Genomic DNA, 26,695 nt, shown 5'->3' with positions numbered 1-26,695 from the left:
TGGGAGGCGCTGCGCTTATTTCTTGGCGGCGAACAGCGCGTCAAGCTTTTGCTCGAAGGTGTGGTAGTCGATGCGATCGTAAAGCTCCATGCGCGTTTGCATGGTGTCGATCACGTTCTGTTGGGTACCGTCGCGACGGATCGCGGTGTAGACGTTTTCGGCGGCCTTGTTCATGGCGCGGAATGCCGACAACGGGTACAGCACGATGGAAACATCGGCAGATTTCAACTGTTCGGTGGTGTACAGCGGCGTCGCGCCGAATTCCGTGATGTTGGCCAGGATCGGCGCCTTCACACGGGAGGCGAACAGCTTGTACATCTCCAGTTCTGTGATGGCTTCGGGGAAGACCATGTCGGCGCCGGCCTCGATGCACGCGGCGGCACGCTCCAGGGCAGACTCCAGACCTTCCACGGCCAGGGCGTCGGTGCGCGCCATGATCACGAAGCTGTCATCGGTGCGGGCATCCACGGCCGCCTTGATGCGGTCGACCATTTCCTGCTGCGAGACGATTTCTTTGTTAGGGCGATGACCGCAGCGCTTGGCGCCCACCTGGTCCTCGATATGAATCGCAGCAGCGCCAAACTTGATCATCGACTTGACGGTGCGCGCCACGTTGAACGCGGAGGAACCGAAACCGGTGTCCACGTCCACCAGCAGCGGCAGGTCGCATACATCGGTGATACGGCGCACATCGGTCAGCACATCATCCAGGCCGGTGATGCCCAGGTCCGGCACGCCCAGGGAGCCCGCGGCCACACCGCCACCGGACAGGTAGATGGCCTTGAAACCGGCGCGCTTGGCCAGCAGGGCGTGGTTGGCGTTGATCGCGCCGACGACTTGCAGGGGGTGTTCGCTGGCGACTGCGTCACGGAAACGCTGGCCTGGGGTGCTGTTTTTATAGGAACTCATGACTCACCTCTGGAGGGGGCGCCGTCGGGGAAGTGACGGGCGATATTGCGTTTGGAAGCGCCGATATGGCGGCGCATCAACAACTCGGCCAGTTCACCGTCGCGATCGGCAATCGCGTCAAGAATGCGGTGATGCTCGGCAAATGCCTGGCGTGGACGATTGGGGGTGGCGGAGAACTGGATGCGGTACATGCGCACCAACTGATACAACTCGCCGCACAGCATTTGGGTCAAGGTGCGGTTACGCGCGCCCTGGATGATGCGGTAGTGAAAGTCGAAATCGCCTTCCTGCTGGTAGTAACCGACCCCGGCCTGGAACGCGGCATCACGCTCGTGGGTGTGCAGGACCTGGCGCAGTTCCTCGATTTCTTCGTCGGTCATGCGCTCGGCGGCCAGGCGGCAGGCCATGCCTTCGAGGGACTCGCGGATTTCATAGAGTTCCACCAACTCGGCCTGGCTCAGGGAAACCACCCGCGCGCCGACATGGGGCACGCGCACCAGCAGGCGCTGGCCCTCCAGGCGGTGGATCGCCTCGCGCAGCGGGCCACGGCTGATACCGTAGGTGCGCGCCAGCTCCGGTTCCGAGATCTTGCTGCCGGGGGCTATCTCGCCCTTGACGATGGCGGCCTGGATACGGCGGAAGACGTTCTCGGACATCGTCTGGGAATCGTCCTGCCCTGCTACCGGAATTTCCAGCTGATCCAGCATGATTGTCGACACCTTTAAAAGCAATGCCGCAAAAACTAGCCAATCAGCCCCTGATAGTCAAAGAATAAATACACATTGTCGACAATCGTCTAATAACCCCTGTTGCACTCTATGGGGGCATGGCCGCCTGCCAGCGCTGGCGCCAGAAAACCTTCATGTTAGAATGCCCGCCGCATTTGCCTGACATCTCCGGATGAAAAGGCGCACGAGGGAGCTTGCGCAGCAATGCCAGTCGCCTTGAATCAAACATCGCACTGCACCGCCTCAGGATCTATGAGACTCAAGCCCTTCCCCCTATTGTTCTGCCTACTGATGTTCCCGGGCCTTGGCTTCGCCGCCGAGAAGACCGTTTATGGCCTCAATGAATACGCCAAGTTGGCGGGCATTGACCTGGAAGTCGCCGCCAAGCTCGACACCGGCGCCAAGACTGCGTCCTTGAGTGCCCGGGATATCAAGCGCTTCAAGCGCAACGGTGAATCCTGGGTACGCTTCTACCTGGCCATCGACACCGCCCACTCGCACCCCATCGAACGCCCACTGGCCCGCGTCAGCAAGATCAAGCGGCGCGCCGGTGACTACGACCCCGATGAGGACAAGAACTACACCGCCCGTCCGGTGATTGCCCTGGACATCTGCATGGGCACCGCTTTACGCAGCATCGAAGTGAACTTGACTGACCGCAGCGCCTTCCAATATCCGCTGCTGATCGGCTCCGAAGCCTTGAAACGCTTTGATGCGCTGGTCGACCCCAGTCTTAAATACGCAGCGGGCAAACCTGCCTGCGCCACCGACGCTCATACCGCCGAGTAATTCCAATGCGCTCTCTTACTATGCACCTGAAGATTCTGATCGCCGTCCTGGTGGTACTGGGCATTTCGGTCACGGCCTATCAGATCTTCGTCCTCGGCATCCCAGTGACCGAAGATGCCACCGATGACCTGTGGAACATCGACGCCAAGGTCGAGTTCGTCGCCAACGCCAAGGACCCGGTAAAGGTCCAGATGTTCGTGCCGCCCCTGAGCCGCGACTTCGTCAGCCTCAATGAGAGCTTCATCTCCAATAACTACGGGGTGAGCGTCAACCGCATCGACGGCAACCGCAAGGTCACCTGGTCGGCCCGGCGCGCCAAGGGCAACCAGACCCTCTACTACCGCCTGGTGCTGACCAAGCGCTACAGCGGTGAAAAGGTCAAGGTCAAGGGCCCGACCTTCCGCGACAGCATCGCCGTGGAAGGCCCGGAAAAAATCGCCGCCGAGGCCCTGCTGGCGCCGATCCGCCAACACTCGGCCGACGTCGAGACGTTTATCAGCGAAGCCATCAAGCGCACCAACAACCTCAACGACGACAACGTCAAGCTGCTGCTGGCGGGCGATCCATCGACGCCGCACAAGGCCAAGATCGTCGAGTTGCTGCTATCCATCGCCCACGTACCGGTGGAAAAGGTCCACACCCTCCGCCTGGTAGCCGACCAGCCGCAGACCCCGGAGTTGTGGCTGCGCAGCTTCAATGGCAACGACTGGCTGTACTTCAACCCGGAAACCGGCGAACAGGGCCTGCCCTCCGACCGCCTGCTGTGGTGGACCGGCGATGAAAACCTGATCACCGTCGATGGTGGCAAGAAAGCCGCCGTGACCTTCAGCCTGAACAACAGCGAGATGAACGCGATCCGCCTGGCCAAGCTGACCGACGAGAACACCGACGCCAACTTCCTCGAATACTCGCTGTATGGCTTGCCGCTGCAAACCCAGCAGACCTTCATGATCATGGTGATGATCCCGATTGGCGTGCTGGTGATCCTGATCCTGCGCAACCTGATCGGCTTGCAGACCCTGGGTACGTTCACACCGGTGCTGATCGCCCTGGCGTTCCGCGAGACGCAGTTGGGCTTCGGTATCGTGCTGTTTACCGTGATTACTGCGCTTGGGCTGTCACTGCGTTCATACCTGGAGCACTTGAAATTGCAGATGCTGCCGCGCTTGTCGGTGGTGTTGACCTTCGTGGTAGTGCTGATCGCGGCCATCAGCCTGTTCAGCCATAAGCTGGGCCTGGAGCGCGGCCTGTCGGTGGCGCTGTTCCCGATGGTGATCCTGACCATGACCATCGAACGCCTGTCCATTACCTGGGAAGAACGCGGCGGTGGCCATGCGATGAAAGTCGCGATCGGCACCCTGTTCGCCGCGTCCCTGGCACACATCATCATGAGCGTGCCGGAGCTGATCTACTTCGTGTTCACCTTCCCGGCGATCCTGTTGATCCTCGTGGGCTTCATGCTGGCCATGGGTCGCTATCGTGGCTACCGCCTGACCGAGCTGGTGCGTTTCAAGGCCTTCCTCAAGGCTGATTCGTAATGTTCGGGTTCTGGAAGACCTGGAAGGCCCTGGAAGCGCGGGGCATCATGGGCATCAACCGGCGTAACGCCGACTACGTGCTCAAGTACAACAAGCGCAGCCTGTACCCGATTGTCGATGACAAGATCATCACCAAGGAACGGGCGATCCAGGCCGGCATCCACGTGCCGCAGATGTATGGGATCATTTCCACCGAGAAAGAAATCGACAAGCTCGACGAAATCATCGGTGGCCGTAGCGACTTCGTGATCAAGCCGGCCCAGGGCGCCGGCGGCGACGGCATCCTGGTGATCGCCGACCGCTTTGAAGGACGCTATCGCACGGTGTCCGGCAAGATCATCAGCCATGAGGAAATCGAGCACCAGATTTCCAGCATCCTTACCGGCCTGTATTCCCTGGGCGGTCACCGTGACCGCGCATTGATCGAATACCGCGTGGTACCTGACCAGATCTTCAAGAGCATCAGCTACGAAGGCGTGCCGGATATCCGCATCATCGTGCTGATGGGCTACCCGGTGATGGCCATGCTGCGCTTGCCGACCCGCCAATCCGGCGGCAAGGCCAACCTGCACCAGGGCGCGATTGGCGTCGGTGTGGACCTGGCGACCGGCCTGACCCTACGCGGTACCTGGCTGAACAACATCATCACCAAGCACCCCGACACCACCAACGCGGTGGACGGTGTGCAACTGCCCAACTGGGACGGTTTCATGAAACTCGCCGCTGGCTGCTATGAGCTGTGCGGGCTGGGTTACATCGGCGTGGACATGGTGCTGGACCAGGAAAAAGGCCCGCTCATCCTCGAGCTCAATGCTCGGCCTGGGCTGAATATCCAGATCGCCAACGACTGCGGCCTGACCTTGCGCACCCACGCCGTGGAAGCGCGCCTCGAAGAGCTGAAAGCGGCCGGAGTGACAGAAACGGCGGAAGAACGTGTGAAATTTGCCCAGCAAATGTTTGGGCATATTCCGCCCGTGGAAGGCTGAACCCAAACCCGGCTCCGCCCTCCACCCAACAATCCCCGACATCCCCTCTAGGAGCAAATCCTACAGGGGACTACAATGCCATCCCCACGCCCATGGCTGATCCACCCCCCGCATGTCGACTTGCTCCGTACACCCACTGCCCTACCACGCCAACCCCGCCGAGTATTTTGCGGCGATCCGCCATGCACCCGGCGCCGTGCTGCTGGACAGCGGCCGACCGGCCGCCGAGCGTGGTCGTTATGACCTGCTCAGCGCCTGGCCAGAAGTAACACTGGCGGTGTGGCCGGACGAAAGTGGTAGCGATTTTTTACAACGGCTGCGGGAAAATCTGACGCTGCTGGGCAAGGCCAGCCTGCCGGCCCCCTATGAACTGCCGTTTGCCGGCGGGTTGATCGGCTACCTGAGCTACGACTTTGGCCGCCACCTGGAACGACTGCCGCATCAGGCTATCGACGACATCGGCTTGCCCGATGCCCGTTTTGGCCTGTACGCCTGGGCGTTGGTCAGCGACCACCAGGCGCGCACCAGTCAACTGGTGTTCCACCCCAAACTGATGGAAAGCGAACGGCAGCGGCTGCTGACCCTGTTCAGCCAACCTGCCGTGCACACCCCTGCCAGTTTCAAGCTGCACACCCGGATGGCTCCGGACCTCAGCGCCGTAGCCTATGAACAGGCCCTGGCCCGTATCCAGGCCTATATCCAGGCCGGTGACTGCTATCAGGTCAACTTCGCCCAACGCTTTCGCGCAGCGTGCAACGGTGATCCGTGGGTCGCCTATTGCGCCCTGCGCGCAGCGTGCCCAACGCCGTTCTCCGGCTTCCAGAGCCTGCCGGACGACGGCGCGGTGGTGAGCCTTTCACCGGAGCGTTTCGTGCGGGTCAGCCAGCGCCAGGTGGAAACCCGCCCGATCAAGGGCACCCGCCCCCGGGGGCTGACGCCTCAAGAAGATGCCGCCAATGCGGCCGAACTCCTGGCCAGCCCCAAGGACCGCGCAGAGAACCTGATGATCGTCGATCTGCTGCGCAATGACCTGGGCCGCACCTGCCGCACCGGATCGGTCAAGGTGCCGGAGCTGTTCAGCCTGGAAAGCTACCCGAATGTGCATCACTTGGTCAGCAGCGTCACCGGTGAACTGGCCGACGACAAAGACGCCCTGGACCTGATCGCCGGCAGCTTCCCGGGCGGCTCGATCACCGGCGCACCGAAGATCCGCGCGATGCAGATCATCGACGAACTGGAACCGACCCGGCGCGGGCTGTACTGCGGCTCGTTGCTCTACCTGGATGTGCGCGGCGAGATGGACAGCTCCATCGCCATTCGTAGCCTGCTGGTCAAGGATGGCCAGGTCTGTTGCTGGGGCGGCGGCGGGATCGTCGCGGACTCCGAGTGGCAGGCGGAATATCAGGAATCGATGACCAAGGTGCGGGTGTTGCTGGAAACGCTGGAAGGACTGTAAGCGCACCTCCCAGGGAAAAAACCTGAATCAGAACGGCCGTGGACAGCATCGGGGCGCAGGGATAGCGTCTCGCTTCGATATTACTTGGCCGTCTGTGAGGGATCACATGGATCGACTGCTTGTTGCCTTTGTCGTTGTATCGCTTGCCGCGTTGAAACAAAGCCCATTTCCTACACATCGCGCTCCCTACCAGGACTTGAAAACCCCGGAAGTGACGCCTAATATCTCCCAAATTGGGAGGTTCGATAGATGCGAATAATCGCAAGAGCCGCCTTAAGGGAGTTCTGGGAAAGCAGCCCGGCTTATACCGACTCAAAAACACCACTGGTTGAATGGTATCGCCATCTAGAGAAATCCACTTATCACTCGCCACAGGACCTGAAGAGGGTGCTTCGAACCGCAAGCACGCTCAAAGGAGCAAGGGTCGTGTTCAATATTGGTGGCAATAAGTATCGGTTGGTTGTGGCGATCGACTATTTGCGGCAGCTGGGTTTCATACGGTTTGTTGGCACCCATGCCCAGTACGACCAGATCAACGCGGAGACTGTGTGATGAACATCAAACCTATTCGTACCCCAGAAGACCTGGCCGCTGCGCTGGCGCGGGTGGATCAGCTGTGGGGGGCAGAGATCGGCTCGCCGGCAGGCGATGAGCTGGAAATTCTCGCGCTGCTGATCGAAAAATACGAAGACGAACACTTCCCCATGCCGCCTTCCGATCCGGTGGAGGCGATCAAGTTTCGCATGGACCAGATGGGCCTGACGGCGCGCGACCTGGAGCCCTTTATCGGCTCCAGCGGTCGCGTCTCCGAAGTGCTGAACCACAAGCGCAAGCTGAGCCTGGCCATGATCAAGCGCCTGCATGAAGGTTTGCGCATTCCTTATGAGCGGTTGTTTGAAGGGGCTTGAGGGCCTTATCGCGGGCAAGCCCGCTCGCACATTTTTGCCCTGCAAACACAGTCGAAAATGTGGGAGCGAGCTTGCTCGCGATGAGGCAATGAGCCTCGCTAAATCACTTACAGGCTCAACGAACGATTCGACGCCTTGATGAACTCCCGCTTCAAGTCCTCAAAGGTATGCACCGCCGGGAATTGCGGGAACTCGCGAATCACATTCTCCGGCGCATGGAACAGAATCCCACGATCGGCCTCACCCAGCATGGTGGTGTCGTTGTACGAATCACCCGCAGCAATGACCCGGTAGTACAGGGTCTTGAAGGCCAGCACCGACTGGCGCTTGGGGTCTTTCTGGCGCAGTTGATAGCTCACCACCCGATCGTTTTCATCGGTAATCAAGCGATGGCAAAGCAGGGTCGGGAAGCCCAGTTGACGCATCAACGGCTGGGAGAACTCATAGAAGGTGTCCGACAGGATCACCACCTGGAAGCGCTCGCGCAGCCAATCGACGAACTCGATGGCACCTTCCAGCGGCTTGAGGGTGGCGATCACTTCCTGGATATCCGACAGTTTCAAGCCGTGCTCGTCGAGAATCCGCAGGCGCTGCTTCATCAATACGTCGTAGTCAGGAATGTCCCGGGTGGTAGCCCGCAAGGATTCAATACCGGTTTTTTCAGCGAAGGCGATCCAGATTTCCGGAACCAGCACCCCTTCCAGGTCGAGACAGGCAATTTCCACAAGACACTCCCATTTTGATTTTTTTTCAGTTGAGCGAGTAAAAGGACTGCCGAACTCTAGCGATTCGCGCTGGCCGCCGCAACGCAGAGCGGATTTTGTTAACATCTCACTCCTAGAGAGCGCTCAGCGCCACTGACCTGTAGGAACCGTCCTGATGAACCAAGCCTTCGACGTCGCTGAACTCGCCGCGACCTATGCCAACAAGTCCGCCCAGGACATCCTCAAGCTGGCGTTCAGCCAGTTCGGCGATGACCTGTGGATTTCCTTCAGCGGTGCCGAGGACGTGGTGCTGGTGGATATGGCCTGGAAGCTGAATAAAAACGTCAAGGTCTTCAGCCTCGACACCGGCCGCCTGCATCCGGAGACCTACCGGTTTATCGAGCAGGTGCGCGACTTCTACAAAATCGATATCGAGTTGATCTCGCCGGACCAGAGCAAGCTGGAACCCTTCGTCAAGGAGAAGGGCCTGTTCAGCTTCTACAAGGACGGCCATGGCGAATGCTGCGGCGTGCGCAAGATCGAACCGCTGCGCCGCAAACTCTCCGGCGTCAGCGCCTGGGCCACCGGCCAGCGCCGCGACCAGAGCCCCGGCACCCGCAGCCAGGTGGCGGCCCTGGAAGTCGACACGGCGTTCTCCACGCCGGAACGCACCCTCTACAAGTTCAACCCGCTGGCACAAATGACCAGTGAAGAGATCTGGGGTTATATCCGCATGCTGGAGCTGCCCTACAACAGCCTGCACGAGCGCGGCTTTATCAGCATCGGCTGCGAGCCGTGCACCCGCCCGGTGTTGCCGAACCAGCATGAGCGCGAAGGCCGTTGGTGGTGGGAAGAAGCAACCCAGAAGGAATGCGGGCTGCATGCGGGGAATATCATCAGCAAGGCCTGAAACCGGCTCCCTCCGATATAGCGCTGTGTGGCGAGCCCGCTCGCCACAACAAGCCCGCACATTTCATTCACCCCGCCGAAAAATCCCGTACACAATATTGTCACTAACAGTGCCATTTTTGTGTGCACTTCAATTATTTCGCACCGAAAAGTTACACCCCACTTCGGCCAACTTCCTACATCCTCCACACCTACATTCCCGCAACAAAATAAATACCTGTTCAAACGGTCAATTTATAGTTGTTTAAATTCAGCTATTTATTAATAGAACCTGCAAAAACGAAATTAGCCCAGCTTTTGATAGATAAAAACCTGGCACACAAGTGGCTAAGGGAGTTGAAGTCTTTGTATACAACTTCAACAACAACCTTCATACACTTTGTGTCCGCATGCCAGGCGCCCTGCAACCCAGCGCCTGCTGCAGATGCCAGGAGCCTGCCGGAATGCGCACCACTCTCTCCAATAATCTCGCACTGGATCTGCCCTCCTCCACAGCCAGCCCCACGGCCGCAAACCCCGGCCCGCTGGTGCTCAGCCCACGCCTGCACAACAAGGACCTGGCGCCCACCAAGGTCGAAGGCCGGCGCTGGGGTGGCTATAGCATCTTTGCCTTGTGGACCAACGATGTGCACAACATCGCCAACTATTCCTTCGCCATCGGCTTGTACGCCCTGGGCCTGGGTGGCTGGCAGATTCTGTTGTCACTGGGGATCGGCGCGGCGCTGGTGTATTTCTTCATGAACTTGTCGGGTTACATGGGCCAGAAAACCGGTGTGCCGTTTCCGGTGATCAGCCGTATCAGTTTCGGCATTCATGGCGCACAGATTCCCGCGCTGATCCGCGCAGTCATTGCCATCGCCTGGTTTGGTATCCAGACCTACCTGGCCTCGGTGGTATTCCGGGTACTGTTGGTGGCGATTCATCCTGGATTCGCCGACTACGACCACAACGCGATCCTCGGCCTCTCAACCCTGGGCTGGGCGTGTTTTGTGATTATCTGGTTCGTGCAACTGGTGATCCTGGCCTACGGCATGGAAATGGTCCGCCGCTACGAAGGCTTTGCCGGCCCGGTAATCCTGCTGACTGTTGCGGCGCTGGCCGGTTGGATGTACTTCCAGGCTGGCGGCAATATCGCCTGGTCCATCCGCGAGCCCCTGAGCGGTGGCGAGATGTGGCGCAATATCTTTGCCGGTGGCGCCTTGTGGTTGGCGATATACGGCACCCTGATCCTCAACTTCTGCGACTTCGCCCGTTCATCGCCCTGCCGCAAGACCATCCAGGTCGGCAACTTCTGGGGCCTGCCGGTGAACATCCTGGTGTTCGCGATCATCACCGTGCTGTTGTGCGGCGGGCAGTTCCAACTCAATGGCCAGGTGATCGAAAGCCCGACCCAGATCATCGCGGCCATTCCCAATACCTTCTTCCTGGTGCTGGGATGCCTGGCATTCCTGATCGTCACCGTGGCGGTGAACATCATGGCCAACTTCGTTGCCCCGGCCTTTGTATTGAGCAACCTGGCGCCCAAATACCTGAACTTCCGCCGCGCCGGGCTGATCAGCGCGTTTCTCGCGGTGCTCATCCTGCCGTGGAACCTCTACAACAGCCCGCTGGTGATTGTGTACTTTCTCTCCGGCCTGGGCGCCCTGCTGGGCCCGCTGTATGGCGTGATCATGGTGGATTACTGGTTGATCCGTAAGGGCCGGATCGACGTACCGCAGTTGTACAGCGAAGATCCCAACGGCGCGTATTACTACAGCCGCGGGGTCAACCTGCGGGCGGTGGCCGCATTTGTCCCGGCCGCGGTGATTGCCATTGTGCTGGCCCTGCTACCGGGTTTTGCCAGCGTCTCACCGTTCTCGTGGCTGTTTGGCGCCGGCATTGCCGGGATGCTGTATTGGCTGATCGCCAAGCGCCAGCCGTTCTATGCCGATATCAGCGGCGAGAGCATCGCTGTCGACAACGTCAGCCATTGATCAAGGAGCATTCCATGCGCATTCTCGTCGTCAACGTCAACACCACCGAATCCATCACCGAAGCCATCGCCCAGCAGGCCCGCAGCGTGGCGGCGGCGGGCACCGAAATTGTCGGGCTGACCCCGTTTTTCGGCGCCGAATCGGTAGAAGGCAATTTCGAAAGCTACCTGGCGGCCATCGCGGTGATGGATCGGGTGATGGCCTACGATCAGCCATTCGATGCGGTCATCCAGGCCGGTTATGGCGAACATGGCCGCGAAGGCCTGCAAGAATTGTTGAACGTGCCGGTAGTAGATATCACCGATGCCGCCGCCAGCACCGCCATGTTTCTCGGCCATGCTTACTCAGTGGTTACCACCCTGGACCGCACGGTGCCGTTGATCGAAGACCGGCTCAAGCTTTCTGGGCTGTATGAGCGCTGCGCCTCGGTGCGGGCCAGCGGTATGGCGGTGCTGGAACTGGAGGAACACCCGTTGCGGGCCATGGAAGCCATCGTGCGCCAGGCCGAGCTGGCCATCAGCGAAGACAAGGCCGAAGTGATCTGCCTGGGTTGCGGCGGCATGGCCGGGCTGGATGAACAGATCCGCCAGCGCACCGGGGTGCCAGTGGTGGATGGCGTGACCGCCGCTGTAACCCTGGCCGAAGCACTGGTGAGGCTGGGGTTGTCGACTTCGAAGGTGCGCACCTATGCGACCCCCCGGCCAAAGAGCATCATCGGTTGGCCGGGCAGGTTCGCACGCTGAATCGCCGATTTCGGTCAGTTCAAGACGTCATTGAGCACTTCATAAATGATCCCGGTGGCAATGGTTACCAGGATCAGGTCGGTGCCCGCCTGCTGCCATTCGTAGCCGTCGTAATGGGGCAGACGCCCCAACAGGCGCCCATCGAGCTTCTTGGCAATCCCCGGTGGCAGGGGTTTGCCACGGGCGAGATTTTTCTGGATGCCCGGCGGCAGGGACGAACCGCCGCGCCAATAGTCGCGGTTGTCACCGAGGATTACCCGCACGCCCCCGATGTCAATTTGCGGGCCATTGTAATGGGCTCCCGCGCCCTTCTTGCCTCCACCCTGGCCCTGATTACCCTGGCCGCCCTTATTGCCATGGGCACTGCCTTTGTCCTTGCCGTTGCCGTTGCCGTTGCCGTTGCCGGGATCGGCCAACAGCGCCGGGGAGCCTGCAATCAACGCCAAGCTGGTAAATACGAGTAAAGCGCGTGATATGGACATGATCCGTCTCGACAGTCGCAAGCCCCATTGGCTCGTATCAGCTTAGAACAATAGCGGGCAACAAGTTCAGCAGTGAGCGCTAAACCGCACTGAAGCGCTGCGCCAACTGCTGCTGGGCAAACTGCTCGAGGATGAAATCGACAAACACTCGGGTCTTGCCCGGCAGCAGTTTGTGCTCGGCGTAATACAGGGAGATGTTGCCGTCATCCACGTACCAGTCGGGCAACACCCGCACCACGGCGCCACTGTCCAGAAACGGCACGGCCATCGGCATGCTGACCAGGGCAATGCCCAGGCCTTGGGTGCAGGCACAGCACGCGGCTTCGGAGTCGCCCATGGTCATGCGTGGCTTGAGCATCAACGGCCGCTGTTCGCGGGCGCGGTTGCTCAATTGCCAGGTCCGCACGCGGCCGGTTTGCGGCGAACGGATCAGGATGCCGTTGCACAGCGCCAGGTCTTCGGGAGCACGCACGGGCAGGCGTTGCGCCAGGTAATCGGGCGAGGCCACCAGAATCCGGTGAGCGGGGGTCAACTTGCGTGCGACCACGCCCTGAGGCAGCTCGAACCCGCCGCCGATGGCCGCGTCAAAGCCCTGGCCGATCAGGTCGACCTGGCGATTATCAAAATGCCAGTCAGGGCTGATATCGGGAAACCGCCGCAGGAACTCTGCCAGCAGCGGTACCACATAGCGGTTGCCGAATACCGTGCCCATACTGACTTTGAGCGTGCCCACGGGCCGGCCTTCAGCGCTGGCCAGGTTGGCCACGGCATTCTGGATAGTGGTGAGACTGGCGCTGACCTCTTGCAGGAACAACTTGCCGGCTTCGGTCAATGTCAGGCGCCGGGTGCTGCGCTGGAATAGCCGCACCCCCAGGCGTGCCTCCAGCTTGGCGACGCTCTTGCCGACAGCCGCCGGCGTCAGGCTCAGGTGCCGGGCCGCTTCGGCAAAGCTACCGCCTTCGGCGCTGCGCACGAAGCATTCGATACTGCCGAAGCTCTCCATACCACCTCACTCTAAACTTTTGGTTTACACAGACTATAGCAATCACGGCCTACCGGGACCGGCCAGCGCGGTCGATACTCGCCTCCAACAACGCGGCAACCCTGCCTCGAATGATCTGGAGATCGACATGACCACACAAAACCTCAGCGGCAAAGTTGCCTTGATCCAGGGCGGCTCCCGCGGCATCGGTGCCGCCATCGTCCAGCGCTTGGCGGCCCAGGGCGCAGCTGTTGCCTTTACCTATGTCAGCTCTGCCGCCAAGGCCGAAGACTTGCAAAACAGCGTCATCCGCGCTGGCGGCAAGGCCCTGGCGATTCACGCCGACAGTGCCGATGCGAGCGCCATCCGCAATGCAGTCAGTGCCACTGTCGAAGCGTTCGGGCGCCTGGATATCCTGGTGAACAACGCCGGTGTGCTGGCGGTCGGCCCACTGGAGGACTTCACACTGGAAGACTTTGACCAGACCCTGGCCATCAACGTGCGCAGCGTGTTTATCGCCACCCAGGAAGCGGCCCGGCACATGGGCGAAGGGGGTCGCATCATCAACATCGGCAGCACCAACGCTGAGCGCATGCCCTTCGCCGGTGGCGGGCCATATGCCATGAGCAAAGCCGCGCTGGTGGGCCTGACCAAAGGCCTGGCGCGCGACCTGGGGCCACGGGGGATTACCATTAACAACGTGCAGCCAGGCCCGGTGGACACCGACATGAACCCGGCCAACAGTGAGTTTGCCGAGAGCTTGATCGGGTTTATGGCGGTCGGCCGTTATGGCCAGGTGGAAGAGATCGCCAGCTTTGTGGCTTACCTGGCGGGGCCAGAGGCCGGATACATCACCGGTGCCAGCTTGACCATCGATGGTGGCTTCAGCGCCTGACCCTTGTAGGAGCCGGCAAGCCGGCTCCTGCACTTCAGCGCAGCGGCGGCAGGCCGTAGGCAGCCAGATCGAAGTCCGCGAGTTTGCGGATAATCTGGTCGGCGTGAGCGTACTTGCTGTCGGCCATGGCTTCATCAGGTACCGCGATGGCAGTCATGTTCGCGGCCTTGGCAGCGGTCACGCCAAACGGTGAGTCTTCAAACACCAGGCAATCCTCGGGCGCAACGCCCAGGCGGCGGGCGGCGGTGAGGAAGATGTCCGGCGCAGGCTTGGCAGCGCCAACTTCCGGATCGTCAGCGGTGACGATGGTGCCGAACAGGCCAAACCACTCCCGGTGCAGCGTGGTCTTGTGGCCAAACGAATTGCGCGACGAACTGGTGCCCACGGCGATGGGGATGTTATGCGCCTTCAAATGCCGCACCAACGCCTCGGCGCCCGGCATGCCCAACGCCTTGGGAAAACGTACGCTCATCAACGGCTCGCGGATGCGCAGGAATTCTGCAGGCGTGATCGGCAAGTCCAGGGCCTCGACCACATATTCGGCCAGGTCCTGGGCGCCACGGCCGATGATGTGCTGCTTGATGCCCCAGTCGTAGGTGCGGCCATAGCGCTCGGCGATGATCTGCGTGACTTCGGTGTAGATGCCTTCGGTGTCCAGCAACAACCCGTCCATATCGAAAATCACGGCCTTGATCGGGCCGACAGCAGTACGCGATGCGCTCATCACAAAAGATCCGTGGCAAAGGACTAAAAGGATTCAGCACAATAACGGCCCTGCCAGCCTGCAAGCAACTCATTATCCCTTAGACTGGCGGCCTACCCGTTCAAGCGAACCCGATATGCTTTTGCGCATTGCTGCCGACAGCCTGGTGCTGTTTCACCTGTGTTTTATCCTGTTTGTGCTGTTCGGAGGCCTGCTCGCCCTGCGCTGGCGCCGGGTCATCTGGCTGCATTTGCCCGCCGCAGCCTGGGGCATGGCCGTCGAGTTCTTCCACCTGCCCTGCCCCCTGACCCGCTGGGAAAACCTGCTGCGCCACCTCGCCGGGCAGGAGGGGTACGGCGCAGGTTTTATCGAGCATTACATCATTGCCCTGATCTATCCCGCCGGGCTGACACCACAGATCCAACTGGGCCTGGGCGCGCTGGTGCTGGTGATTAATATTGCGGTGTATACGCGCCTGGTCAGGCGCTGGTAGCGATTCGTTGCAGGCATGGGTAGCCCGATCACGACTCTTCGCCTGACCATCGCGCCAGAAATTCAACGATCAATGAGGTGGTCTGCTGCTGGATCACCTCACGCGGTCGGGCCCCCGCGCCATCCCGGCAGATCATGCCATCGCCCGGCGAACTCTCTTCGATCAACGCCTCCCCGCCCGGCTTGCACACCGCCATAAAGCTGAAGTGAGTGGCGTCGCTGATTTCGACATAACGGGTCGCTGCCGGTGGCAGGCGCTTGGCCAGATCAGCGGACTCCAGCTCGGCGGGAAGCTCGGTCGAGGGCACGCCCGCCGCAATCACCAACGTCGGCACCGACACCGCCGCCAGGCTTTGATCAGTAAACCCACGGGACAGGCCCAGATCCAGCGACACAATGGCGCTGACCCGCTTGTCGCTCAAATCCGCCGCCAACTGCGCCTGGGCTGCCGGGGTACTGGCGGGGTTCATCTGCTGGTAGACCGCGCAAGGGGCTAGCTGCGAGTGAACCTTGCAGTCCTGGGCGAACCGCGCGGGGTCGAAACGTGCGCCGGCGACTTCCAGCGCCGTCCAACCGCCGAGTGAATGACCCACTACCGCAATGCGGGTCGGCTGCACGTTGCCGAATTGATCTGGCTGCGCCAGTACCGCGTCGATCGCGCGGCGGATATCCACCGGCCGCTGCCATAACTGCGCAGCGGCTGGAGCACTGCGGTCTTTGCTGGTAGTGCCAGGGTGATTGACCGCCGCCACGATAAACCCCTGATGCGCCAGGGCACTGGCCAACCACGCCTGGTTGCCCCAATTGCCACCAAAGCCATGGGAAAGCACCACCAGTGGATGCTTGCCGAACGACGGTGGCGCATCGCGCACGGCTGAGGCGCCAATGAATACGGCGTTATCGGCGATCAACTCGGGCGTGGTGGTGGTGGCGCTGGGGTACCAGACGACCATCTCCAATGGGCGATCGTTGCTTGGGTCTGCCAGCGTGGAGGCCTGGAAGCCGATGGAGTTATTGCTGGCAAGTGCGGGAGTGGTTGCACAGATCAGAAGCAGAGCGCCGAGGGATGCTTTCAATGGATCTTCCTTGATTGGGCCAACTGCGAGAGCGTTGGAATATAACGGAACAGATTCGCTGCGTATGCCCATATCACGCGCTTTCAGGCGCCGAAAAATCAAAAACCACCGACTTTATCTAGCCGAATCATGGGGTTGTGTTGTAGAAATCCCACAGTAATAACGTGCGCGAGCGCATTACCTATGCGCTGTGCCCTCGACTCAGATCCGGCTCAAACAACAAGACCCTATAAAAATGAAAATACTGCTCATCGCTTCGCTGGGATTGCTATCGCTCATTCAAACTTCACTATCCATTGCGGATAATGCCAATGGAAAAAACCTCTATTTGCAACGATGTGCCATGTGCCACGGAACAGATATCAAGGGAACAGGGCCCTTGGCGAATAAAAGCAATCCCCCTACGCCGAACCTCACAACAACCGCCTTCAAGAAACGGCTGCATGATTATCCGGGCGTTATTGTCTCCTCGATAATACTTAGGCCAAATGGAGACTTGATTCCAAGAACCCTAAAAGAGAATGGTGTGAAGTTGTCGCCACACGCTTGGAGCATTCAGGACTTACGCGATTTAAACCAATACATGAGCCGGGTGATTTCAAAAAGCTGATAACGCTTAGAAAAGAGCAGCCTCTAAAAGGCTGCGCACCGGACTTCAAGGTTTACCTAAGTGGCGATCAACACTGCACCTGCGTCCTGTGCTGGCACTTCAAGGCAAAGGCGCAGCATTGACGGTGTACCAACCCGACGGGGTCTTGGCACACACCTTCGGTCTTAGCGGCGTTTCCACCGTGGTATTGGCCTGAGTGGAGAGTTGGCGAACGGCAATTACGCAGCCGGCCTTGAACGTGCTCAGCTTTATAACTTGAAGTTCCATCTCATAGTCTTTGCCAGGCTCGGGGATGAGCCTGACGGGCGCTGGAAAGCAGGAGATTTGCGATCCGCCCATGGCAAACCCCGCAATAAAGGGTTTACCGGCCGCAATGACATGCTCATCAAACACCTTGGGCGACTGATTGATGGCTTTGCTCGCCTTGCTGGCAGGCATGCCAATCACACTGTTCTGGCTGTCGGTCGCCCGAAAAGGATACAGACCCGGCGAGTCGACATGCGCAGGTTGCCACCCAGCTTCTTCAGGTGTTTTGGTCAGCAGGGACTCGTTGTAAAACATCTCGCAGGTCTGCCCACTGATAAAGCCCGCGTTGGTGGTATCACCCGTGATCAGGCGAATACGAGCAGTGTTGGCCGGGTCATATTGGCTGATTTGTACTTCGTTGCGAACATCGGTTTTAGTTGTGGCGCAGCCAATAAGAGCCAGGCTGACGGCCAGCGGGAAAAGTAAACGCATGGGTAACCTTCATATCCTGTGAGGGTTGGTGGCCGCGACGATACTATAAGGACGCGCAGTTGCCCACTTGCCACCCGGCCACGCATAAATGCTGCTTCGCTCAAAAAGACCGGCTGGCCAATGGGGTGGGGAACCGTTCGCAGACATGGAAAACCAGTCATCTGCCCCGTATCGCCTTTTTCCAGATGCCAGAAACCACAAACCCCCGGCTTTCTTGAAGAAAACCGGGGGTTTGTGTTTGTAGAATGTGGCGGTGAAGGAGAGATTCGAAACTACCCGTTCGCGGTTTTCGAAACCAAGCCCCCGGGTTTATAAGGGCTGCAGCCTGGTGGTGCGCACAGGATCTGTCCCATGGCAGTCCCATGGCTTAAATGCACTAGGTTGCAGAAAACGGTCACAACAGGCGTTTTGAACGATTTATGTTGAGCCATGGGTAAAAGGTAATTTGGGTAATGAGCTGCTAAGAATTGAATAAAAACCAATAAAGTCAAGTATTTGATATAGTTTTATAAAAGTAATAATAAGGTAAGTAAGTGGTTAGAGAATTACTTTCAGAGCTAGTAATGCAAGTGAGCCGCCAAACCCAGTAAAATAGGGACTTGAACAAAATATTACCTCCCTCGTTACCTTATATTACCTCCAAGGTAATGGTTTAAACCCCCGTTCTATAAGGGCTATAGCCCATTCTTACCTACCGATTACTAAAATAACCCTTTTCCCACCCCTCGCCTGGAAAATAGCTATGCGCCCATCGTTTCGGCGTTTTTTTCCACACGCTCTGGATTGGTACTGACAGCCTGAAGTTGATGGTGATGCTGTGCAATGCCGCAGAATGCTGGAAACCACGACTGGTCGAGCCCTAATATGAACGGTTCCGAAAACGAAAACACCGCCTCCAGCAGGTTTTCACAGCCATAGCCCCCGTAAACCGGGCACCTCGTCTGCGTTACCACTCCCCTACCGCCTTGTGGCGCATATGCAAGGCCACTGCACTTTTTTGCAAAGCCTTGCACTCTGTGCAATTGCGAAACCTCCCCCAGAGCCCGCAGCGGGCTTGAGCTGGGGCACCGTTTGCACCCCACTACCCGTTTGCACAAAAAAGGGACACAAAGCCCGTCGGCGGGAGGGGGATAAGTGCTTTTTCGTCTTTCTTTTTATTCGCGGGTTGATTTTCGTCAGCGTCATTTTTGACAATTGGTCTATCAGTCACTTCTCTGTTCGCGAACGGGTACGGTCCTGCAGCAGATAAACAGGTCATGCATACAGCTCATCGGGCGAAGCAGAGAACCTCTCCATACCCAAAGCCCCCGAAAAGCTCCACGATGTACACACCCAGCTCTCAAGGAGGGGTATTGGTATACACACAAAAATGAAAACCAAACCAGAACATCCCTGGGTCCGATTGCTGCCTTGGTACGACGCATGCCGAAGCCCTTCACTCCAGCGCAAAGCAATGCCATATTGACACCATCGTATAGGGGGGGGGTATACATACTCAACCAATTCGCGGAGTACGGAAACTCACACGAGAAGTGTATGAATAGTTTCTTGTCGCAAACGAATTCTAAGTTGCTTTAGCAAAACACAACGTTAATACTCTTAAAAAAACAGAACGCATCAGCAGAGACAACAACAAAATGAACCTATTAAAATTAATCATCTTGATCATTGCCCCAGCAATATTCACAACACTGGTTATCTCATCCATTTTCAACAAAAAACAATTTCAACTGACCGAAGCTTTCAAACACCTCACCCTCAATCCTGACATTGGATTAGCAAAACAACCTTTATTCTGGCTGAGCATTTGCACTCCGGCTGCATACTTTATAACTTTTGGATTCGTTTCATGGTCAGGGTATGACATATCCATTTCCGCAGAAGGTTTCAAAAATTTCATTGCAATAAGCACCCTCCCCATAGCACTTCTTTCACTATCAATACCTCTTGGAGTGATTGTTGCAAGATTTCACTCCACAGAACAAACTGCTCGACAGATATTGATCGCAAAACAAAAAAACAACCTAGACGCGTTCTACTCCCACCGAAAGGAGTTTTTTGCATATTTTGAAAAAATCGGAGACGTTACTTTTCTCGATACATTTGAAGTCAAGTACCAAGTAAATCCAAAGTTGCACGGCCTCTTATTTGAAGGAACGCCGGAAAATGGAACCCCTGAAATAAATAACGAATTAATATCATTACTAATTGAGAAGGTTGACCTCATAAGACTCGGACTTAATGAAGTACTTCTTGACCGCAATCCAGATGAAACCCTTAATTGGTACATGACAGCTGCGAACGAAATCTACTGGATTTCTGCAAAACTTGGTATTCGTGAGATATACAATCAACTTAGCAATGCAAGTGAAACCATAATAGGGCGTTCGCAGGACGGAAGTTTTCGACGCCAACGCTCCATAGGTACCACTACAATCCAAGCCATATGTGCGTTTAGATATGTCAAAAGCTACATATTGACGATCCTACACTTCGCCGGTGATAAGCGATCTGTTGACAAGATATACGAAAACGAAATCGACTATATCGATGCAACAGGAGGGTACGCCATTGTAAATATGAACGGACTAGTCATTGAACGTAATTTTTCTCACGAGTCTGCTACACCATGGATTGTCGCACAGAAGCCCTAGCACTCTGGGGGTAAGGGGGGTAAGGGGACAGATTTATTTTCTGTCTAACGCCCGCCATTGACCCAGTGAATGGCAGACCGGCCGGCGCGGAAGGGTATGTTCGTAGTGAAGCCTCCCCAGTCTGTCCCAGACTTGTCCCATATGGCCATTTTTCGAACGCCAGAAACCACAAACCCCCGGTTTTCTTGAAGAAAACCAGGGGTTCGTGTTTGTAAAATGTGGCGGTGAAGGAGAGATTCGAACTCTCGATACAGTTTCCTGTATACACACTTTCCAGGCGTGCTCCTTAAGCCACTCGGACACTTCACCGTATCTCGTCAAACTGATTCAGTCTGTCGAGGCGCGCTAATGTAGTCGAAAGCTTTTCCGATGGCAAAGGTTTTTTTCAGAATTTTCATGCGCTTAGACAGTTATCTCGGCCCACGCGCCTCTGGTAGGGGGTGAAGGGTGACGATTGTGCCATTCTCAAGGCCTGTCGACAGGCATGCAGAGTGGCTGGCGAGCGCTGTCGTGGCCTGCTCCAGGCCGGCGGGTGGGGAAAAGGCTGACTGGCCAGTCAGTCACGGCGCTTTACCGGGGCGGTCATGCTGGGTAACGTCTGCGGCCTGCCCTTCTATTAAACGTATTACAAGGAATCGCGTCATGAGTGAGTTGATTGCCTACCACCTCGAAGACGGTATCGCGACCCTGACCTTGAGCAACGGTAAGGTCAATGCCATTTCCCCTGCCGTGGTCAGTGCGTTTAATGAAGCGCTGGACCAGGCCGAGAAGGATCGCGCGGTGGTGATCATCACCGGTACGCCGGGGATTCTGTCCGGTGGTTATGATTTGAAGGTGATGACGGCCGGCCCTAAAGAAGCGGTCAGCCTGGTGACGTCGGGCTCGACCCTGGCGCGCCGTCTGTTGTCGCACCCCTTCCCGGTGATTGTGGCGTGCCCAGGGCATGCGGTGGCCAAGGGGGCGTTCCTGTTGTTGTCGGCCGATTACCGGATTGGTGTCGAGGGGCCATTTAGCATTGGCCTGAATGAAGTCATGATCGGCATGACCATGCACCACGCTGGCATTGAATTGGCACGTGATCGCCTGCGTAAGTCGGCGTTTAATCGTTCGGTGATCAATGCCGAGATGTTCACCCCGCAGGAGGCATTGAATGCCGGTTTCCTCGACAAGGTGGTAGCGCCAGAGGAGTTGCACGCGGCGGCCCTGGAAGCAGCGCGGCAGTTGAAGAAGATCAATATGAACGCTCACAAGCACACCAAGCTGAAGGTGCGTAAAGGCCTGTTGGACCTGCTGGATAACGCGATCATCCAGGACCAGGAACATCTGGGCTGAGTCACCCACGCCTGTATCAAATAAAGCCCGACCACGTGTCGGGCTTTTTCTTACGTGCCATTCAGAATTGCCTCGCAACCGCTCTAGATGGCATCTGTCTCAATCTGTTGAAACATGTACTTAAACATCGCCCATCTCCTACCTCTACAGGGGTAATTGCCGAATACAGTGCACGTCCGTACACTGCGCCACCTTTTGTCCCGATGGTCCGTGTCGATGCTCTATTTTTTACGCATGTTATTGATGGGCCTGCATTTTCTGATCGCTGGTGTTCTGGGGGTGTTGCTGGGTGTGTGCCGGCCGTTCAACCCGGATAACAGCCGCCTGTGCGCGCGCCTCTATGCACTGCCGGCCATGTGGATCCTGCGGCTGCGGGTCAAGGCGCAAGTGGACTCGCTGCGCAACAAGCCCAGCAGCTGCGTGATTATTGCCAACCACCAGTCCAACTACGATTTGTTCGTGTTCGGCAACGTAGTGCCCTACCGCACCGTGTGTATCGGCAAAAAAAGCCTGAAGTGGGTGCCGCTGTTCGGGCAACTGTTCTGGCTGGCGGGCAATGTGTTGATTGACCGTGGCAATGCCCAGAAGGCGCGAAGGTCGATGTTGTCCACCACTCATACCCTGCAACACGAGGACACGTCGATCTGGGTGTTTCCGGAGGGCACCCGCAACCTGGGTGAATCTTTGTTGCCGTTCAAGAAGGGCGCGTTCCAGATGGCGATTGCCGCCGGGGTGCCGATTGTGCCGGTGTGCGTCAGTACCTATGTGAAGCAGATGAAGCTCAATCGCTGGAACAGTGGCGATATTTTGATCCGGTCATTGGCGCCAATTCCTACGACTGGTTTGACGATGGATGACATGCCCAGGCTGATGGAGAAGTGCCGGGGGCAGATGGTCGAGTGTATTGAAGCCATGGATCAAGAACTGCAAAACCGCTGAACCGCAGGAGCTGGCAAGCCGGCTCCTACAATGTGGTGTTTCAGGCTAAGCTGGCCGGTTACTGCCACTTGTAAAGAAGCGATCAGCATTATGGGTAGAGTTGTTGCGGCGGCCGTCTATAGCGCCGGGAAAAAAGTCAGGGATATCACCCTCGATGAAGGCGCCGCCTGGGCGGCCAAGCCCGGCCACTTTGTGTGGATCGGCCTGGAAGAGCCCGACGCCCAGGAGCTGGCCAACCTGCAACGCCAGTTCAACCTGCATGAACTGGCCATCGAAGACGCCCTGGAAAAACACAGCCGGCCGAAGCTGGAAACCTTTGGCGACGCGCTGTTTATCGTGACCTACTCGCCGGTGCGCCACGAGGGCAAGCTGGAGTTTATCGAGACCCATATCTTCGCCGGCAACGGCTATATCATCACCGCCCGCAACGGCCACTCGGCGTCCTACGGCTATGTGCGCCAGCGCTGTGAGGCACGGCCGCTCTTGCTGGAGCACGGGGAAGATTTCGTACTCTATGCGCTGTTGGATTTTGTCACCGAAAACTACCAGCCCGTGAGCGAGGCGATTCACGCCGAGATCGATGCGCTGGAGCACAACGTGTTGTGCAACTCCCTCAATGAGCGCGATATCCAGAACCTGCACGGCCTGCGCCGTGACGTACTGCGGCTGCGCCGGCACGTGGCGCCGATGGTAGAGATCAGCGAGGAACTGCAGAAGCTGAGCTTCCCGTTTATCGACAAGAACATGCGCCCGTACTTCCGTGACGTAGAGATCCACGTCACACGGCAGATGGAAGACCTTTCGACCCTGCGCGACATCGCCAGCCAGACTATCGAGATCGGCGTGCTGCTCGAAGCCTCGCGCCAGAGCGTGGTGCAGCGCAAGTTTGCGGCCTGGGCGGCGATCCTCGCGTTCCCCACGGCAGTCGCCGGGATCTATGGGATGAACTTCCAGAACATGCCGGAGCTGCAATGGCACTACGGCTACTTTGCGGTATTGGGATTTATCGCGGTGGGGTGCACAGGGTTGTGGGCCAGCTTCAAGCGTTCGGGGTGGCTGTAGCCTGCCCACCCCGGCCGGCCAGGGTCAGGCAACCTGCGGCTTGTGGGCCACAAAGCGCATCATCCATTCCGCCACGGTGACGCCGTGGTGGTCGCGGGCAAGGCTGGCGACGCCTTGCTGATAGATCTGCTCGCCAAGGTTGAGCTGGCGAATATCGAGCAGGGCCCGGGAGTAGTCGTGGATAAACTCCGGATGCCCCTGGAAGCACAGCACCTGGTCATTGATGTGATAAGCGGCAAACGGGCAGAAATCGCTGGAGGCAATCACCGTGGCGTTTTCCGGCAAGGCCGTGACCTGGTCCTGATGGCTGATCAACAGGGTCAGTTCTTCCACCACCGGGCTCATCCACGGGGCCTTGGCGGCCAGTTGATAGTTGTGGGTGCCCACGCCCCAACCCTGGCTCGCGCGCTCGCTCTTGCCGCCCAGCAGCAGCGCCAGCAGTTGATGGCCGAAGCAGATGCCGAGCAGCTTGTCGCCCCGCTCGTAGCGGTTCAACAGGTAGGCCTTGAGGGTTTCGATCCACGGGTCGGTGGCGAAGGAATCCGCCTTGCTGCCCGTCACCAGGTAGGCGTCGAAAACCTGGCTGTCAGCCGGGTAGTCACCTTGCATCACGTTGTAGACGATGAACTCGGCGGCAATCGGCTGCTGTGAAAACAGGCGCTGGAACATCTGCCCGTAACCTTGATATTGATCGACCAGTTCCGGACGCAGGATATCGGTTTCCAGAATGCAGACGCGTAGCGACATAAAAAATACCTGACACGGTGATGGGAATAACGCACACCCATCAGCCTGCCCTGAAATACCCTTTCAAGGCAAGCCCCACCCACGCCCTGTAGGAACCGGCTTGCCGGCGATGAGGCCCTTGAGTTCAACGTGGAATTCAAGATCGCCATCGCCGGCAAGCCGGCTCCTACGGGGGATCGGTGTGTGGCTAGAACGTGGTGCCTTGGGCGGCCTTTTCCAGCAGCAAGGCCGGCGGGTTGAACCGCTCGCCGTATTGCTCGGCCAGGTAACGCGCCCGCGCCACGAAGTCGTTCAGCCCGTACTGGTTGATAAACTGCAACGCCCCGCCGGTCCAGGCGGCAAAGCCGATGCCGAAGATCGAACCGATGTTGGCATCGGCGGTGGACATCAATACGCCCTCCTCCACACACCGCACCGTTTCGATAGCCTGGATAAACAGCAGGCGGTCGCGAACGTCTTGCGCCGAAATCTGCTGGCCGGGTTTTTCAAAGCGCACCTTGAGCTCCGGCCACAGGTATTTCTGGCCACCACTGGGGTACTCGTAGAAGCCACCACCCGCCGCCTTGCCTGGGCGCTTGTACTCATTGAGCAACAGGTCGATCACCGCAAAGGCCGGATGCTCGGGCAGTGCCTTGCCTTCGGCCTGCAGATCCTTGGCTGTCTGCTGGCGGATATGGCTCATCAGGCTGAGGGAAACTTCGTCAGAGATTGCCAGCGGGCCAATCGGCATCCCGGCCTTGCGCGCTTCAGTCTCGATCATCGGCGCAGCCACGCCTTCGCCAAGCAAGGTGATGCCTTCGTTGGTGAAAGTACCAAACACCCGCGAGGTGAAGAAGCCACGGCTGTCATTCACCACAATCGGGGTTTTCTTGATTTGCAGTACGAAATCAAAACCGCGGGCCAGGGTTTCATCGCTGGTATTGGCGCCCTTGATGATTTCCACCAGGGGCATTTTTTCCACCGGGCTGAAGAAGTGCAGGCCAATAAACTTGCCTTGATCAGGCACCGCGCTCGCCAGGCCGCTGATGGGCAAGGTGGAGGTATTGGAAGCAATCACCGCCTCGCCCCCTACCACACGCTGGGCCGCCGCCGAGACCTTGGCCTTGAGGTCGCGGTCTTCGAATACCGCTTCGATGATCAGGTCGCAACCGGCCAGGTCGGCGTCGCTGTCTGTCGGATGGATCCGCGCCAGGGTGCTGTCGCGCTGCTCAGCCGTCAGTTGCCCACGGCTGACTTTCTTGTCCAGTAGCGCCGCCGAATGGGCCTTGCCCTTCTCTGCCGCCGCCAGCGTCACATCCTTGAGCACCACGTCCACCCCCGCCGATGCGCTGGTGTAGGCAATCCCTGCGCCCATCATGCCGGCACCGAGGATGCCGACCTTGCGCGTGACATACGGCGCAAACCCCGCAGGCCGTGAGCCTCCGGCGTTGATCTGGTTAAGCTGGAACCAGAAGGTGCCGATCATGTTCTTCGCCACCTGGCCGGTGGTGAGTTCGGTGAAGTAGCGGGTCTCGATCAGGTGCGCTGTATCGAAGTCCACTTGGGCGCCTTCCACGGCAGCACAGAGGATTTTCTCCGGCGCTGGGAAGCAACCATTGGTTTTGCTGCGCAGGATCGACGGTGCAATGGCAAGCATCTGCGCAACTTTTGGGTTGGACGGCGTGCCGCCGGGGATCTGGTGGCCCTTGATATCCCAAGGTTGCCTGGCCGCAGGATTGGCCAGGATCCAGGCCCGCGATTTGGCCAGCAGCTCATCCCGGTCTGCCGCCAACTCGTCGATCAAGCCCGCTTGCAAAGCCTTTTGCGCGCTGACCTTCTTGCCTTCGAGCAAATACGGCAAGGCCTTCTCCAGGCCCAGCATGCGCACCATGCGCACTACGCCGCCGCCGCCCGGCAGCAGGCCGAGGGTCACTTCCGGCAAGCCGATCTGTACGCCAGGATGATCCAGCGCCACCCGATGCTGGCACGCCAGGCACAGCTCCCAGCCACCGCCGAGGGCTGCGCCGTTGATCGCGGCCACCACCGGTTTGCCGAGGGTTTCCAGGCTGCGCAATTGCGCCTTCAGGCCCAGGACCATGTCGTAGAACGCCTTGGCGTGCGGCTTGTCGACTTTGATCAGTTCATTGAGGTCGCCGCCGGCAAAGAAGGTTTTTTTCGCCGAGGTGATGATGACCCCGGCGATCTCATCCTTATCAGCCTCCAGCCGCGCAACAGTGTCGGCCATGGCCTCGCGGTAGGCCGCGTTCATGGTGTTGGCACTCTGGCCAGGCATGTCGAGGGTCAGCACCACGATCTGGTCCTGGCCTTTTTCGTAACGAATGGCATCGGTCATGACAGATT

At 58.4% G+C, this 26,695-nt stretch carries 26 protein-coding genes and 1 tRNA gene; 16 read left to right on the top strand and 11 right to left on the bottom strand.

Features of this window, described 5'->3' with window-relative positions:
• Positions 1-15: 15 nt before the first annotated feature.
• Together prpB and HKK57_RS17810 are read right to left on the bottom strand one after the other, a co-directional pair.
• Positions 16-909, bottom strand: a complete 894-nt coding sequence (gene prpB, locus HKK57_RS17815) for a methylisocitrate lyase (protein ID WP_029298299.1) — start codon at positions 907-909, stop codon at positions 16-18.
• On the bottom strand, positions 906-1,616 hold the full coding sequence (locus HKK57_RS17810) for a GntR family transcriptional regulator (protein WP_029298300.1): 711 nt from the start codon (positions 1,614-1,616) through the stop codon (positions 906-908). Before HKK57_RS17810 ends, prpB begins: the two co-directional genes overlap by 4 nt.
• Before the next feature lie 273 nt (positions 1,617-1,889).
• Between HKK57_RS17810 and rloA the strand changes: the two genes are divergently transcribed.
• The 6 genes from rloA to HKK57_RS17780 all read left to right on the top strand — a co-directional run bounded on the left by rloA (position 1,890) and on the right by HKK57_RS17780 (position 7,314).
• Complete coding sequence (gene rloA / locus HKK57_RS17805; protein ID WP_029298301.1) at positions 1,890-2,426, top strand: retropepsin-like aspartic peptidase RloA; 537 nt, start codon at positions 1,890-1,892, stop codon at positions 2,424-2,426.
• A 5-nt stretch (positions 2,427-2,431) separates the two neighbouring features.
• On the top strand, positions 2,432-3,964 hold the full coding sequence (rloB, locus tag HKK57_RS17800) for an osmotic stress tolerance membrane protein RloB (RefSeq protein ID WP_029298302.1): 1,533 nt from the start codon (positions 2,432-2,434) through the stop codon (positions 3,962-3,964).
• A complete protein-coding gene (locus HKK57_RS17795; protein ID WP_029298303.1) occupies positions 3,964-4,950 on the top strand; it encodes an alpha-L-glutamate ligase-like protein in 987 nt (328 codons plus the stop codon). The genes rloB and HKK57_RS17795 overlap by 1 nt, the downstream gene beginning before the upstream one ends.
• A 112-nt stretch (positions 4,951-5,062) precedes the next feature.
• Entirely contained in the window at positions 5,063-6,406 is a 1,344-nt protein-coding gene (gene pabB, locus HKK57_RS17790) for an aminodeoxychorismate synthase component I (protein ID WP_169390499.1), read from the top strand.
• 249 nt (positions 6,407-6,655) lie between these two features.
• A complete protein-coding gene (locus HKK57_RS17785; RefSeq protein ID WP_169390498.1) occupies positions 6,656-6,958 on the top strand; it encodes a type II toxin-antitoxin system HigB family toxin in 303 nt (100 codons plus the stop codon).
• Positions 6,958-7,314, top strand: coding sequence for a helix-turn-helix domain-containing protein (locus tag HKK57_RS17780; protein WP_029298306.1), 357 nt, complete (start codon positions 6,958-6,960; stop codon positions 7,312-7,314). Before HKK57_RS17785 ends, HKK57_RS17780 begins: the two co-directional genes overlap by 1 nt.
• A gap of 107 nt (positions 7,315-7,421) precedes the next feature.
• On the opposite strand, the gene thrH is transcribed toward HKK57_RS17780, so the two are convergent.
• Positions 7,422-8,039, bottom strand: a complete 618-nt coding sequence (gene thrH / locus HKK57_RS17775) for a bifunctional phosphoserine phosphatase/homoserine phosphotransferase ThrH (RefSeq protein WP_029298307.1) — start codon at positions 8,037-8,039, stop codon at positions 7,422-7,424.
• A 154-nt stretch (positions 8,040-8,193) separates the two neighbouring features.
• Here thrH and HKK57_RS17770 point away from each other — a divergent pair, with 154 nt between their 5' ends.
• The 3 genes from HKK57_RS17770 to HKK57_RS17760 all read left to right on the top strand — a co-directional run bounded on the left by HKK57_RS17770 (position 8,194) and on the right by HKK57_RS17760 (position 11,643).
• Positions 8,194-8,928, top strand: a complete 735-nt coding sequence (locus HKK57_RS17770) for a phosphoadenylyl-sulfate reductase (protein WP_070995159.1) — start codon at positions 8,194-8,196, stop codon at positions 8,926-8,928.
• Positions 8,929-9,370: 442 nt separating this feature from the next.
• Entirely contained in the window at positions 9,371-10,900 is a 1,530-nt protein-coding gene (locus HKK57_RS17765) for an NCS1 family nucleobase:cation symporter-1 (RefSeq protein WP_029298309.1), read from the top strand.
• A 14-nt stretch (positions 10,901-10,914) separates the two neighbouring features.
• Positions 10,915-11,643, top strand: coding sequence for an aspartate/glutamate racemase family protein (locus HKK57_RS17760; protein WP_029298310.1), 729 nt, complete (start codon positions 10,915-10,917; stop codon positions 11,641-11,643).
• Positions 11,644-11,657: 14 nt separating this feature from the next.
• Here the strand turns inward: HKK57_RS17760 and HKK57_RS17755 are convergent, their stop codons facing one another.
• Positions 11,658-12,125 carry an anti-virulence regulator CigR family protein gene (locus HKK57_RS17755; RefSeq protein ID WP_154906789.1) on the bottom strand — a complete coding sequence of 156 codons (468 nt, stop codon included), beginning with the start codon at positions 12,123-12,125 and terminating at the stop codon, positions 11,658-11,660.
• A 79-nt stretch (positions 12,126-12,204) separates the two neighbouring features.
• On the bottom strand, positions 12,205-13,128 hold the full coding sequence (locus HKK57_RS17750) for a LysR family transcriptional regulator (RefSeq protein ID WP_029298312.1): 924 nt from the start codon (positions 13,126-13,128) through the stop codon (positions 12,205-12,207).
• Between the two features lie 127 nt (positions 13,129-13,255).
• On the opposite strand from HKK57_RS17750, the gene HKK57_RS17745 reads away from it, so the two are divergent.
• Positions 13,256-14,002, top strand: a complete 747-nt coding sequence (locus tag HKK57_RS17745; protein ID WP_092231883.1) for a 3-oxoacyl-ACP reductase family protein — start codon at positions 13,256-13,258, stop codon at positions 14,000-14,002.
• A gap of 34 nt (positions 14,003-14,036) precedes the next feature.
• Here HKK57_RS17745 and HKK57_RS17740 read toward each other — a convergent pair whose 3' ends face one another.
• Positions 14,037-14,726, bottom strand: coding sequence for an HAD-IA family hydrolase (locus HKK57_RS17740; protein WP_169390497.1), 690 nt, complete (start codon positions 14,724-14,726; stop codon positions 14,037-14,039).
• A 115-nt stretch (positions 14,727-14,841) separates the two neighbouring features.
• Between HKK57_RS17740 and HKK57_RS17735 the strand changes: the two genes are divergently transcribed.
• Positions 14,842-15,198 (top strand): DUF2784 domain-containing protein, encoded by a 357-nt coding sequence (locus tag HKK57_RS17735; protein ID WP_029298317.1) that lies wholly within the window; start codon positions 14,842-14,844, stop codon positions 15,196-15,198.
• A gap of 28 nt (positions 15,199-15,226) precedes the next feature.
• Here HKK57_RS17735 and HKK57_RS17730 read toward each other — a convergent pair whose 3' ends face one another.
• A complete protein-coding gene (locus HKK57_RS17730; RefSeq protein WP_169390496.1) occupies positions 15,227-16,273 on the bottom strand; it encodes an alpha/beta hydrolase family protein in 1,047 nt (348 codons plus the stop codon).
• Between the two features lie 235 nt (positions 16,274-16,508).
• Between HKK57_RS17730 and HKK57_RS17725 the strand changes: the two genes are divergently transcribed.
• A complete protein-coding gene (locus HKK57_RS17725; RefSeq protein WP_154906785.1) occupies positions 16,509-16,883 on the top strand; it encodes a c-type cytochrome in 375 nt (124 codons plus the stop codon).
• A gap of 99 nt (positions 16,884-16,982) precedes the next feature.
• Here HKK57_RS17725 and HKK57_RS17720 read toward each other — a convergent pair whose 3' ends face one another.
• Positions 16,983-17,621: a hypothetical protein gene (locus HKK57_RS17720; protein WP_169390495.1), complete on the bottom strand. Its 639-nt coding sequence runs from the start codon at positions 17,619-17,621 to the stop codon at positions 16,983-16,985.
• A gap of 1,637 nt (positions 17,622-19,258) precedes the next feature.
• On the opposite strand from HKK57_RS17720, the gene HKK57_RS17715 reads away from it, so the two are divergent.
• Positions 19,259-20,275, top strand: a complete 1,017-nt coding sequence (locus tag HKK57_RS17715; RefSeq protein WP_169390494.1) for a hypothetical protein — start codon at positions 19,259-19,261, stop codon at positions 20,273-20,275.
• A 219-nt stretch (positions 20,276-20,494) separates the two neighbouring features.
• On the opposite strand, the gene HKK57_RS17710 is transcribed toward HKK57_RS17715, so the two are convergent.
• A tRNA-Ser gene (locus HKK57_RS17710) sits at positions 20,495-20,584 on the bottom strand.
• Between the two features lie 333 nt (positions 20,585-20,917).
• On the opposite strand from HKK57_RS17710, the gene HKK57_RS17705 reads away from it, so the two are divergent.
• From HKK57_RS17705 to HKK57_RS17695, 3 genes are all read left to right on the top strand, one after another.
• Positions 20,918-21,607 (top strand): crotonase/enoyl-CoA hydratase family protein, encoded by a 690-nt coding sequence (locus HKK57_RS17705; protein WP_029299621.1) that lies wholly within the window; start codon positions 20,918-20,920, stop codon positions 21,605-21,607.
• Positions 21,608-21,823: 216 nt separating this feature from the next.
• The gene (locus HKK57_RS17700; protein ID WP_169390493.1) at positions 21,824-22,546 is read left to right on the top strand and encodes a 1-acylglycerol-3-phosphate O-acyltransferase; all 723 of its coding nucleotides are present in this window, start codon (positions 21,824-21,826) and stop codon (positions 22,544-22,546) included.
• Between the two features lie 90 nt (positions 22,547-22,636).
• Positions 22,637-23,608, top strand: coding sequence for a magnesium and cobalt transport protein CorA (locus HKK57_RS17695; protein ID WP_029299625.1), 972 nt, complete (start codon positions 22,637-22,639; stop codon positions 23,606-23,608).
• Between the two features lie 24 nt (positions 23,609-23,632).
• On the opposite strand, the gene HKK57_RS17690 is transcribed toward HKK57_RS17695, so the two are convergent.
• Together HKK57_RS17690 and HKK57_RS17685 are read right to left on the bottom strand one after the other, a co-directional pair.
• On the bottom strand, positions 23,633-24,355 hold the full coding sequence (locus tag HKK57_RS17690; RefSeq protein ID WP_154906782.1) for an amidotransferase: 723 nt from the start codon (positions 24,353-24,355) through the stop codon (positions 23,633-23,635).
• 187 nt (positions 24,356-24,542) lie between these two features.
• Positions 24,543-26,687: a 3-hydroxyacyl-CoA dehydrogenase NAD-binding domain-containing protein gene (locus tag HKK57_RS17685; protein WP_154906781.1), complete on the bottom strand. Its 2,145-nt coding sequence runs from the start codon at positions 26,685-26,687 to the stop codon at positions 24,543-24,545.
• Positions 26,688-26,695: the final 8 nt, after the last annotated feature.

Source organism: Pseudomonas sp. ADAK21 (assembly GCF_012935735.1).
GTDB classification, from domain to species: Bacteria; Pseudomonadota; Gammaproteobacteria; order Pseudomonadales; family Pseudomonadaceae; genus Aquipseudomonas; species Aquipseudomonas proteolytica.
The sequence above is the reverse complement of the archived record's forward strand: the minus strand, read 5'-3'. Positions and strand labels throughout refer to the sequence as shown.